This is a genomic window from Desulfonatronospira thiodismutans ASO3-1, assembly GCF_000174435.1.
GTDB classification, from domain to species: domain Bacteria; phylum Desulfobacterota; class Desulfovibrionia; order Desulfovibrionales; family Desulfonatronovibrionaceae; genus Desulfonatronospira; species Desulfonatronospira thiodismutans.
Window position 1 is genome coordinate 161,567 of sequence record NZ_ACJN02000001.1, and the last position, 12,419, is coordinate 173,985.

A 12,419-nucleotide genomic window follows, 5' to 3' on the forward strand; every position below is an offset into this window, starting at 1 on the left:
GTCAGTTAAGCTGTTTGGGGAAACGTATGGTGAATTGCAGGAAAAACCTGTTGCCGTCCTTGCTGGTGGAATCGACCCTGTCTCTTGTATGCCTGTACCTGTATCCCAGATCGAAAAACATATCCGGTCTCAGGTTGTAGGTGGCGGACAGGCCTGTCTGCCAGGTGTTTCTTTTTTCTCTGCTCACCAGTCCTGTTGTACGCGAGTTGATGAATGAACCAGTGGCATTACCGCTCCATTTTTCCGTAAACCTGTGCCTGAGTCCTGCCCGGATCCTGTTGCGGGTGATATTTTCTGCATAAATGCTCTGGTACTGCCCGTGATCTATGCCCACATCGGTGCTGGTTCTTTCTGTTATCTGCCACAGGAGACGCGAATCGATAAAAAAACCCAGGTCATCATCTCTTCTCCGCTCATCGTTGCGGTCGAACCTGGAATGGGTCCAGGTAGGTCCCCCCCGCAGAAGGACATTGTATCTCTCGCCCATATCCCGGCTTACGCCCACGATACCACGGTAAATATCATGGGTGCCTTCCACCCTTCTGGACTCGAAATCCACATGCTCAACTCCTGCCCCTGCGAGAAAGAATGTCTGCTCATCCAAAAACATTCTGGACCAGACCAGATCGCCGCCTGTGGACCACGAGTCGGCTCTTTCATCTCTTCTGTTGTCAGTTGATGCATAAAATAAATCCAGGGCCAGACTGTTTCTTTCGTCCAGGGCAACGCTTATTCCCGGCAGGAAAGTATAGTATGATCTTCTGCTTTTCTCAGACACTATGCCGGCCTCTTCCAATTCGGTTTCAAAGGTGTAGTCAAATCTTAGACGTCCACCCATTTTCAGGGTTGTCCTGGGATTCAGGTCGTATTCGCTCTGCAGGGTATAATCCTGATTCACCCGGTCAAATTCACTGTAATCCAGGTAGCTCAGCACATCCACTTTGCCGGCGACTTCAAGCCGGGTACGCTCCCCTGTCATGTTTGCCCTCAGTCCAGGAGAAGCCCTTAATTCATAGTCGGAAACATCTTCAAAGAGCAGGTTGTCGTCATAAGTCCCGGTGACAGACATTTCAGGAGTGATAATCCACTCAGCAGCTCCACTTTTTTCAATATGAACAGACAAAATAATAACTGCACTCAAAACCATTGCCGGCAAAAAAACTCTGCATTTCTGAAAATCCATTTTGAGCCACCCCTTCTTTAAAAGTGTTTGCATGAATTGCCTGCCAGCAGCCTTGCAGCACACGACAGGACGAGCATCTGCATACCTTCTCCTGCATGTAGACCCTTGTGGTCCAAGGTGGCTCTATCTAACCAGAATCCAAAGCATATGTCCATTAAATTTCAGTCGCGGTTCAACTTTTTTCAATCATACACGACTTTCAAGGCACAACAATTGTATCCCCGGGCATGAGAACAATGTTCTGCTCCAGGTTGCGGCCGTTTTCAATATCCCCGTACCTGAAGGAGAAAACTTCCTGCTCCTGGGCATTTTGCCGGAGAACCAGGATGTTGTTTTTTGACGCGAAGGTGGTCAGACCTCCGGCCATGGCCAGAGCCTGCACTACCGTGGTCTCTTTTTCCATGATATAATGGCCTGGCGTACCTACTTTGCCTACAATATACATTCGGGGATGATTTATATAATTAAGAATAACAGTTACCGGGGTGCCTGGTACATACTCATTGATTCTGTCTTCCAAATCCTTCCTGAGATCCCTGACAGTTTTACCTGCTGCCGGCACATCACCAATCAGGGGAAAAGAAATCATGCCATCCGGCCTGATCATGGATTCACGCTGCAGGGCTTCATCGTTCCAGACCGAAACTTCCAGAATATCCCCGGGCGACAGAAGATAATCCCGGATATGTTGTGCCTGGCCTGCCCAGGAATAAGTGGCTTGCAGCACCACCACCCCCAGAAACATAATAAAAAGCAGAGCTAGTCTTTTCATTGTATGAAAACCTCCCTGGATATTTTGTGCACCGCCATGGACATTACTGGTTTTCAATTTTCAGACCTGATAATAATTTACTTTATATTCTGGGGTGTTATTCAACATACATGCTTAAATTTACGGATTTTTCAAAAATTTTCCAATTTTTTCAGATTCTATATGGACTATTTTTTCAGAAAGGATTATAAGTACAAAAAAATAGGAGCCAATTTTGGGCCTGGTTCAATGTTTCTCACAATGCAGTGTCTTGCAGTTTAATTCCTGTTTTTCAGGACATCTCAAATCTTCGGGAAAAAATATAAATTATATCAAGTTATTACAAATATGGCATGATTTTTCCATAAAATGCAGACTACGCAGCACTTGTTGCGGCATTTTTTCCGGAATTACGGAGGTTGGCCGCCTTAGGGTTTGTCATAAAATAAATGTTACATAATGCTTGCATAATCTGGGGGTTTATCGCTCCCACGCTCTGCGTGGGAGCGTAGCCCGACCGCTCCTGCGGTCATTGTGGACGCTGAGCGACCAGGGAATGTTCCCACGCAGAGCGTGGGAACAATAAGACAAATATAACACTTATATCGTGACAGATCCTTATCATTAAAAAAATTTTCTGCTTCACCCTTTAATTTAAAGAGCCTGAAAGCTCTCTGGAACAAAAAAGCATGGCTGAAATACTGGTCATAGATGACGATCTTATATTCAATGAGGTTATGGAAGAACAGATTACCAGGCTGGGTCATGACTGCGATACCGTTGCCAGCCTGTACAAAGGGATATCCAGAGCCCAGAAAGGGGCTTACGACATTGTTTTTCTGGATGTCACCCTGCCCGACGGCAACGGCCTTTCCGAGCTCCAGGCCTTTAAAAATGCCGCTTCTGCCCCGGAGATTGTTATCCTCACCGGTTACGGAGACCCGGAAGGAGCAGAGGTAGCCATAAAAAACGGAGCCTGGGATTATATCCAGAAGCCCGCATCCATCACCACCATCCAGCTGACCATATCCAGGGCGCTGCGCTTCAGACTCACAAAGCTTCAGTCGGACAGCAGCAGAACAGTTGTCCGGCATGGAATCATCGGCAACAGCGCCAAAATCAAGGAATGCATGGACCATATCGCCCAGGCCGCCACCAGCAGCATCAACGTCCTCATCACCGGCGATACAGGCACCGGCAAGGAAATGTTCGCCAAAGCCATCCACCTGAACAGCAAAAGGGCCGGCAAACCGTTTATAGTGGCCGATTGCACGAGTATTCCCGAGACTCTGGCTGAAAGCCTTCTTTTCGGCCATCAGAAAGGGGCCTTTACCGGAGCCAGCGCCAACAGCCTGGGGCTTTTCCTGCAGGCGGACGAAGGCACGCTTTTCCTGGATGAAATAGGCGACCTGTCCCTGCCTGTGCAGAAATCTTTTTTGAGGGTGCTTCAGGAGAGAAAATTCAGGCCTCTGGGAGCAAGGGAAGAAAAACAGAGCAAGTTCAGGCTTATTTCAGCCACAAACCGCCACCTGGAAAAAATGATCACCGAGGGTGTATTCAGGAAGGACCTCTATTACCGATTAAGAGCCATACATATCCACTTGCCGCCCCTTCGGGAACGAATGGAGGACATCCCCCTGCTTCTGGATTATTACATACCCAAAGTATGTGAGGAAATGGATATCAAGACCAAAAAGTATTCAGGAGAATTTCTCAATGCCTGTCTCGAATACGACTGGCCCGGAAATGTGCGCGAGCTTGTAAATGCTGTAAATAATTCATGCTCCAACGCCATTAACGACAATGAACTGTTTTTATACCACATGCCATTAGAAATCAGGGCCCATCTGGCCAAGAAAAAAGTGAACTCGACCGTGGTTCATGATGAAGCGATCCAGAGCATTACTTCAAACAGTCATGCTGAACCTGTCTCTTATACCGGCACTGATAACTTTCCCACCTACAAGGAATCCAGGCGCGCAGTTGTGGATCAGATGGAGAGCAGGTATTTGAGGGAGCTTTTGAAACACTCATCCAGAGACTTTAAGAAGGCCTGCAACGTATCAGGCCTTTCCAGGGCCAGGCTTTACGAACTGTTCAAAAAACACTCCATCTCTGTCAAGTACCACTAAAAAGTCCAGCCAGGGTTTTTCTGAACTCCTCGGGTGCCACCGGCTTGAGAAGGTACCCGTTCATACCCACCCTGTAGGCATAGTCTATATTGCTGTCCACTGTATGGGCTGTAAGGGCTATGACAGGCACCCGGGATATGCTTGCATCTGCATGACTGCGTATATGAGCCGTGGCCTCAAAGCCATCCATAACCGGCATCTGCAGATCCATTAGAACCAGATCGTATCTGTTTCCCTGCTCCAGGTCCTCCAGGGCCTCCCGGCCATCGCTTTTTATGGTGACATCATGCCCCTGCTCCCTTAGAATATGGGCTATAATCTCCTGGTTCACGGGAAAATCCTCCACCAGAAGAATTTTTAGATTCCGGACCTCCGGAACCTGGCCGGATTGAACAGAACTGATTTGCAGTGAAGCTTCAGCAGGCTCAAAAGGAATTCTTACAAAAAAACTGCTTCCCTCGCCGGGGGTGCTTTCCATCCAGATATGGCCGCCCATCATTTCCACAAGACTTTTACATATGGCCAGACCAAGCCCTGTGCCTCCATATCTCCTGGAAAAGCCTCCCTCAGCCTGGGTAAAGGGCTCGAAAATTGTCTCCTGAATCGCCGCCGGGACTCCGACACCTGTGTCAAAAACCACAAAAAGTATCTCCAGCCTGTCTTTGCTCCTGTTTAACAGACTGGCTCTTAGGATAACGTTGCCGGCATCTGTGAATTTAACGGCATTGGCCGTAAGATTTACCAGTATCCGCTTGAGTGAGTATCCATCTCCACGTAGATGCACAGGGACATCGTCTTCTATGAGCACCTTGAATTCAACATTCTTCTCCTGTACCTGACTGCATAACGCTGCAGCAATACTTTCGAACATACTGTCCAGGTCGAAATCATGCTGTTCCAGACTATAGCTGCCGGACTCCAGCTTGCTGAAATCCAGGATTTCATTGATGATCTGCAGAAGATACTCCGAAAGGTTGGCTATGTTTTGAATCATTCTTTTTTGATCGTCATCGGCACTTGTCTTTAAAAGCATGGAAGAAAGACCGATTACTCCACTGATGGGTGTGCGCACCTCGTGACTGATATTGGCCAGAAAACGGCTTTTTAGCTGGTTGGCTTTCTCGGTCTCAGCGATGGCCTTCAACAGCTGCCTTTCACCGGCTTTTTTTTCTGTAACATCCAGCCCGGCCTCCCAGTCCTTCCACCCGGCAATGGGATAATTGCTTGAAAGCCTGTGCCACTCTATGGTCTTGATACAGCCTGACTTGTCCTTGACCTCCAGCGTGCAGGGGGTTTTGCCGTCGTAATCAGCCCAGCATTTCAGGGCCTTTTTCCTCAACCCCTTTTCAGTATAAAGGATTTCAAACGCATCAGGATTATTCAACATCTCCTCGGCAGTATAGCCCAGGACCCTTTCGGACTCCTTGTTCCAGAATACAAAGTTGCCCGCTTCATCATGTGCGTGGACAAGTACAGGCATGCTGTCCACCACTGCACACAGCCTGGCCCAGCTTCTGTGCAGTTCTTCTTCTGCCTGCACCACCTCAGTAATATCATTTAAATAAAACACCGCCTGAAAAGCCTTTCCCGATGGTTCAACCACCGGAGAAACCTGGACATCGAAATGGACATTACCTACATTCTCGTTAAATCGAAGCGGTTTCCCGGTGCACAGCACCTCCTGCACCTTGACCATGAAATACTCAAACCTCTCCCATTCCAGAAACTTGAAGGCACTACAGCCTGCTATTTTGTCGGGTGTAGTACCGAACGCCCTGGCTACAGCCTTGTTCAGGGCCAGTATAGTGCCGTCAAAGTCCACCAGAAGAGCCGGATGAATAAAAGAGTCTACAAAGGACCTGAATAAGGCATTGCTTTTTATCAGCTTTTTATGCAGTTTTTTCCTGTCTTCTACATCATTTTCCAGTATCTGGTTCAGGCAGGAAAGCCTTACGGTCTTTTCCTTCACCATCTCATCCAGATGAAACCTGTACCTGTCCAACTCCCCAAGCATGGCTTTCTCAGAGGTTATATCTTCGGCTATTCCTGCCCGCCTCACGACGCTGCCGTCTTCAAAAATGGGATAGGACCTGATGCGAACCCACCTGACAGCCCCTTCTGGACGGACTATCCTGAATTCAAGTTCTATCGAATGCTTAGAAAAAAAATCCTCATGCAAGCACTTGAAAGCCCAGTCTAAGTCTTTAACATGAACAGATCTGTAAAAATGCTCCATATCATTGAACAGCGCATCCAGGGGCCTGCCCCAGATCATCTCATATCCAGGTGATACATAAAGCATCCTGTTTTTCTCTCTCAGCCAGAAGACACTTGGTATGTATTGCACAAGATGCAAAAAGATCTTCTCGGTCTGCTCAAGTTTTTGAAGTCGTTCACTGGAAACTTGTACAGTACTTTCATCTTCGCAGAAAATGCGGGACTTGCCCATCAAATCCACTAACTCAAGAAAATCCTGGAAAAAGTCCGGAGAAAAGGGACGCAGCTTACAGACAAGCAGTCTCCATTTTCCCTGCAGCTTGAATCCGTAGCAGTGTAGATTTTGGCAGAGTGTGCCTGGCCAGGGCTCATCAGCTCCAATCTCCATCCGGGCCAGTATATGCTGACAGGTTTTTCGGGGGTTCTCCAGAAAAACACTTGGATCAGCAGAAACATGGTACATATCCTGCTTGCCTTTGGAGTAAAGGCCTATTATGGAACATTTAGACAGTTCCATGAAAAGGGGAAGACAGTGACATAGAAGAGAATCCATATCCCTGGACTCAAGAAGTGCTGTGGCGATTTTCGTTATGTCGTTTCTGGAGATTTCATCAGGCATTTAAACCCCCTAAACATGAATGCAGGAAAACAAGGCTGATCCTGCTCTTAAAAAACACTGCCAGCAAAATATCATTATGTTCAAGTATAATAAACAGTTAAAAATTTTTAAACTACTTTTTTCAAATCAATTAGCAGATCCCACTAAAACAAGCAATTACTTTTTGATAGATTTAAAGCATGCACAAATCGTTTTTTTTTGAAAAAAATACTTACAGGAAATTAAAAAAATGGACAAAAGCCAGGCCTACTTAGAAAATCTTGATAAAATATTCAGCGGGGACAAAGCCTTGATCCTAAAGGCCTGTCAAAGCTTTATCAAACACAGCAAAACATACATGGAAATCATCCATGAAGCACACAGGCACAAAAACGGTCCAGAGCTCAAGCGCATTGCCCATTCTTTCAAGGCTTCCTTTGTCATGTTCGGCGATGCAGATGCCCAGAATGCTGCCTGTGATCTGGAAAAAATAGGTGCAGATGATAAATGGGATAATTGCGCAACAAAAATAAAAAATTTCAATGATCAGCTGCAGAATTCTATTTATCATATTCAGAAAATACTTGATTCAAAATTTGAAAGCATATAAGACGCGACTGCAAAAAGTCTTATTTACAGTCGCAGGAGACAGGTGACAGGTGACAGGTGACAGGGATCAGTAAAAACAAAGGGTTACAGAATTGGCTTGTTCCTGAATTTTTCATTCCCCGAATTTTTGCAGGTGCATCATATAACATGTTAAGAATAAATTTTTTCACAATGCAATAACTTTAAATCAATTTCATTTTATATAAAATAATTAATCCATTTACAAGACTGCATCAAGGTTCAAATTTCAAAACTTATGAAGTGCTTAATAACAACCTAAACGTTGCCTTATCCAGAAATCACTTTTGAATACTATTATTTACCTGGTAATTCTCCATTGTCAAAAGTGAGTCCTGGATCGAAAACCCGACTCAATGCCATCGGCGTCTGCACAAAACGAGAAGTCAATACTTTTGTAGAGATTATTTCTACTTACTGCACTAAGATCTTATCTGTAACCTGTCTTTGCACTTAAATAACATAGCACATGCTTGTTTTCCTTCCCCAGTTCACCCTGCATTTACACTAAACTTGACACCTGCAAAACCTACCAACCCGGTATGCTTTGCAAGTTATTTATAAAGACCAACTAAATTGGTATGCAAACAAGCATCTTGCAAAAAGTACGTTTCAGCAGGCAAACAAGACTTTACAAGGGGATATATTTTGGACTATAGGACATTGTGAAAAACATAATTTTCGAGCTTGTTTACATTTTCCGGGCGTGAACGATTTAACACCGCTCCCACGAGTTTTTTCACGGACTAAGGTTCCAGACTTGAAAAATTTTCACCATGGATACATGGTGAGTTGTATTTATAGTACTGACTTCATTTGTCTAAAAATTTTAAACCAAAGGAGGAGGATAGGTTACACAGCGTCAGGTCTTTCAGCAAAAAATGTTCTAACAATGACGGCAACCTCAAACCAAGAGCATCGCTAAACTATGCCTGAAAACCTTAAACCTTTAAGCATAGGCAGGAAAATGATGGATACTTCAAATTGGGATTGGGAAAAGGGGGTCAAGGTCATTTCAAAAATAAATGACTGCGACGCCGAGACGGAATGGCTGACAGAGCCTTACGCCAGCCCGGACGGCGAAAAGGTCGCTGTCCTGGCCAAGACGGAAGAAGGCTTTGACGTATGCGTCAACGCAAAAGCCTGGGGGCAGACATTTGACAATGCCTGGTATCCCCGTTTCAGCCCCGACGGCAGGCTTACCTGCGTGGCTTCCACGGACATGGAGTGGACCCTGGCAGTGGACGGTGAACCCTGGCCTGAAACCTACGGCTACATCTGGAACACCATGTTCAGTGAAAAGGGTGACGTCATTGCCGCAGCCATTCAGCAGGACGGCACTTACGGCATGGCCATAAACGGCGAGCAGGTGGGCGAGCTTTATGAAACAGCCAGTGAGTTCACCCTGAGCGCAGACGGTAAGAGAACCGCAGCCGTGGTGCAGGTGCAGAGCATGGATGCGGCGGACATTTTCACCTTCCAGCAGGGCTGCTACAGCGTGGCCGTGGATGGACAGGCATGGGACATCAAGGTGGTCAACGCCTGGACCCCGACCTTCAGCCCGGACGGCAGCAGGGTTGCCGCCCAGATGCGCTCCAGTCTTTACGATTACACTATTATCGTTGACGGCACTCCATGGAGCAAAAACTTCGCCATGGTCTGGGATCCCTGCTTCAACCCCAAAACAGGTACAGTGGTGGCACCGGTGCGTATGGCCGGCAAATGGGGTATGGCTGAAAACGAACAGGTCATCTGGGACCCTGTGTATTTTCAGCTCTGGGAACAGAAGTTCTCCCCGGACGGCAATAATCTGTACGCCATCTGTGCTCCCCAGTACGGACGCTGGACGGTTGTACACAACAACAATACCTGGAATGTGCTGGTAAACACCATGCTCACGGACCTGACAGTAAGCCCCGACGGCCAGAGAGCAGCCGCAGCAGCCAAGGAAAAGGACAAGTGGACCATCATGGCTGACGATGCCCTGTGGCCCCAGTGGTACGACATGGTCTGGACCCCGGTTTTCAGTCCGGATTCCAAGCACATCGCAACCAAAGTGGAAAAGCCCGGGAAGAAACTCACCGTGGCCATAGACGGAAAGCATTACAAAGAGGACTTTACCCATTGCTGGGAACCTGTTTTCAGCCCGGACAGCCAGAAGGTACTTATCCGTGGTGTCCAGGGGGGTAAATTTAAACGAATCGTTGCCAAAGTGAACGAATTTTAAGAGAGGAAACCCATGCATAGCTTATACAGTTTTTTAGTCGGTCCAATGGTATGGGTCTCGCTGCTCATTTTAGTTTTCGGTCTGATCGGCAAGTTCATTTACCTGACGAACATGGCCAAAAAGCGGGATCCCTGGGTATTCAACTACTTACAGCTAAAATACGCCCTGCGCTCCATTTTTGTCTGGCTCATACCCTTTGCCACCATGAATATGCGTAGAAACCCGGTCATGACCGTGGTTACCTTTGCTTTTCACATCTGCCTTATACTGGTGCCCATCTTCGCCCTGGCCCACGTAATCAAGTGGGAAGAGGCCTGGGGATTCAGCTGGTGGACCCTGCCGGAAACAGCGGCCATAATTATGTCTTTTATCGTCTTGGGAGGACTGGTGTTTTTTGCGGCCCGGCGCATCAAGCTGCCTGAGGCCAGATACGTCACCAGGCCCCAGGATTTTCTGATTCTCGTGGTAGTGGCCCTGCCATATCTTACCGGGATCCTGGCCTATTACCAGATTTTTGATTATCAGACCATGATCATCCTGCATATCCTGTCCGGACATCTAATGCTCATAGCCATCCCCTTTACCTGGCTCAGCCACCTGCTGCTGTTCCCCATGGCCAGGGCTTATGTGGGTTCCGAATTCCAGGGTGTGCGCAACGTCAAGGACTGGTAAAATAAACCTGATACAGGAGTAGAAACCATGAGTGAAGCTGCAACGGCCAAAAGAATTGCAGATCCGGGACTGGACCAGAGCATTGAAAAGCTTACTCCCGATCGCATAGAGGCCACCATATTAAGAGTAATCAACCAGGAAAACAGCGCCCGTCTCAAGACCTTTGTGGACACCTGCGTGCATTGCGCCCTTTGTTCCGAGGCCTGCCACTACTTCATGTCCTACGACCGTAATCCCCGGTATGCACCGGTGGGCAAGGTCAAGAACACCCTGTGGGAGATGATCCGCTGTAAAGGAAAAGTGTCCAAGGAATTTATCAGGGACGCCGCCCAGATCGCCTACACCGAGTGCAACCTGTGCAAGCGCTGTGTGCATTTCTGCCCCTTTGGAATCGACACTGCCTACCTCATGACCATTGTCCGCCGCATCTGCCACTTGCTGGGCGTAACCCCGCAGTACCTGCAGGACACCAGTCACAGTCACTCCGCCACTTTCAACCAGATGTGGGTCAAGGATGACGAGTGGATGGATACCCTGCAGTGGCAGGAGGAAGAAGCCAGGGACGAGTTCCCCGGACTGCGCATCCCTCTGGACAAGGAAGGCGCGGACATAATGTATTCGGTCATTGCCCCGGAGCCCAAGTTCAGGGCCCAGCTGATCTATCAGGCGGCAGCCATATTCCATGAGGCCGGATCAGACTGGACCATGCCCGCCTCTCCTGGATGGGACAACAGCGACATGGCCATGTTCAGTGGTGACGCGGAAATGATGGGCCGGCTCAAAAGAAAGCATTTTGATACAGCCAGGCGTCTGCGGGTGAAAAAGATAGTCATGGGCGAGTGCGGACACGCTTACCGCTCTGTATACGACATGGGCAACCGCTGGCTGGGGTACAAGGAAATGCCCATCCCCATCATCCACGCCATCCAGTTCTACTGTGAGCTGCTGCGGGCCGGTAAGATAAAGGTGGGCTCAAAGATAAAGGAACTCTGCACCTTTCATGATCCCTGCAACACGGTCCGCGGAATGGGCCTGCACGAAATGGGCCGGGAAGTAGCCCGGGCATTCTGCCCCAACATGGTGGAGATGCATCCCAACCGGGAGCACAACTACTGCTGCTGCGCCGGAGGCGGAGTCATCAACTGCGGTCCCCCGCACAAGATGACCAGGGTGCACGGCAACAGCATCAAGGCCGAGCAGCTCAAAGCCACCGGGGCCAAGATAGTCATCGCCCCCTGCCACAACTGTCACGGCGGGCTTGAGGATATTATCCACCATTACAAGCTGGATATGAAGCTCATGTTTCTTGGCGATATTATATTTGAACATATGCAGAAGCCCGGTGCTGTAGAGTAAAGGCAGACAAAGGAGAAAACCATGTCAAAAAAAATAATCTACCTGTTGGGAACCATCGCTGTTGCGGTCTTTTTCCTTGCGCCGGCTTTGTATTCTTACACAGGCATGACCCATATCTACGAGGATGCGTTCCCCACGAAAGAAAGACCGGCTTCAGTATTTCCCCATGACGAACATACTGATGTCTATGCCCAGGAATACGACCTGGACGAGCTCAAGGATTGCTACCATTGCCATCATTTCGACGGCCCCGACCAGGAGCACACTGATGACAGTGTAGGTATTCCCTGCTCTGACTGCCATCCGGTAGAAACCGATGATCCGGATACCACTCCACTTATGCAGGCCTACCACATCCAGTGCAAGTCCTGCCACCAGGATGAAAAGGCAGGACCAGTGGCCTGCGGGGAATGTCACGTAAGATAAAACAAAAAAAGGGCGCTTGAAGCGCCCTTTTTTTGTTCTTCCGGCTCAAACGTTAGCAGTCGGAAAAAAGGCTCAAAACCATACTATCCGTTCGTTTAGGCCAAAGCGTAAGAAATTTTTTGTCTCTCGCCCGCTCGAAGACTCGCTAGAGGCACAGAGCCTGGGAGAAGAGAGAAGTCATTTTTTCATTGCCCTGAGCCGGGGCAATGAAAAAGGTTCTCCGCCCCGGG

At 48.2% G+C, this 12,419-nt stretch carries 9 protein-coding genes; 6 read left to right on the plus strand and 3 right to left on the minus strand.

Going from position 1 to position 12,419, the window contains the following annotated elements; all coding sequences use genetic code 11:
• Window position 1: 1 nt before the first annotated feature.
• Complete coding sequence (locus DTHIO_RS00780) at window positions 2-1,216, minus strand: outer membrane beta-barrel protein (RefSeq protein ID WP_144311413.1); 1,215 nt, start codon at window positions 1,214-1,216, stop codon at window positions 2-4.
• 166 nt (window positions 1,217-1,382) lie between these two features.
• On the minus strand, window positions 1,383-1,955 hold the full coding sequence (locus DTHIO_RS00785; RefSeq protein ID WP_008868459.1) for a polysaccharide biosynthesis/export family protein: 573 nt from the start codon (window positions 1,953-1,955) through the stop codon (window positions 1,383-1,385).
• Between the two features lie 668 nt (window positions 1,956-2,623).
• On the opposite strand from DTHIO_RS00785, the gene DTHIO_RS00795 reads away from it, so the two are divergent.
• A complete protein-coding gene (locus DTHIO_RS00795; protein ID WP_008868461.1) occupies window positions 2,624-4,066 on the plus strand; it encodes a sigma-54-dependent transcriptional regulator in 1,443 nt (480 codons plus the stop codon).
• Here the strand turns inward: DTHIO_RS00795 and DTHIO_RS19360 are convergent.
• Window positions 4,053-6,902: a PAS domain S-box protein gene (locus DTHIO_RS19360; RefSeq protein WP_008868462.1), complete on the minus strand. Its 2,850-nt coding sequence runs from the start codon at window positions 6,900-6,902 to the stop codon at window positions 4,053-4,055. The two genes, DTHIO_RS00795 and DTHIO_RS19360, sit on opposite strands and share 14 nt — an antisense overlap.
• Before the next feature lie 229 nt (window positions 6,903-7,131).
• Between DTHIO_RS19360 and DTHIO_RS00810 the strand changes: the two genes are divergently transcribed.
• From DTHIO_RS00810 to tmcA, 5 genes are all read left to right on the plus strand, one after another.
• A complete protein-coding gene (locus DTHIO_RS00810; protein ID WP_008868463.1) occupies window positions 7,132-7,491 on the plus strand; it encodes an Hpt domain-containing protein in 360 nt (119 codons plus the stop codon).
• 984 nt (window positions 7,492-8,475) lie between these two features.
• Window positions 8,476-9,735 carry an electron transfer complex subunit TmcD gene (gene tmcD / locus DTHIO_RS00815; RefSeq protein WP_040417695.1) on the plus strand — a complete coding sequence of 420 codons (1,260 nt, stop codon included), beginning with the start codon at window positions 8,476-8,478 and terminating at the stop codon, window positions 9,733-9,735.
• A gap of 12 nt (window positions 9,736-9,747) precedes the next feature.
• Complete coding sequence (tmcC, locus tag DTHIO_RS00820) at window positions 9,748-10,407, plus strand: TmcC family electron transfer complex membrane anchor subunit (RefSeq protein ID WP_008868465.1); 660 nt, start codon at window positions 9,748-9,750, stop codon at window positions 10,405-10,407.
• 27 nt (window positions 10,408-10,434) lie between these two features.
• A complete protein-coding gene (gene tmcB, locus DTHIO_RS00825) occupies window positions 10,435-11,763 on the plus strand; it encodes an electron transfer complex ferredoxin TmcB (RefSeq protein ID WP_008868466.1) in 1,329 nt (442 codons plus the stop codon).
• 21 nt (window positions 11,764-11,784) lie between these two features.
• Window positions 11,785-12,189: an acidic tetraheme cytochrome c3 TmcA gene (gene tmcA, locus DTHIO_RS00830; RefSeq protein ID WP_008868467.1), complete on the plus strand. Its 405-nt coding sequence runs from the start codon at window positions 11,785-11,787 to the stop codon at window positions 12,187-12,189.
• The last annotated feature ends 230 nt before the right edge of the window (window positions 12,190-12,419 follow it).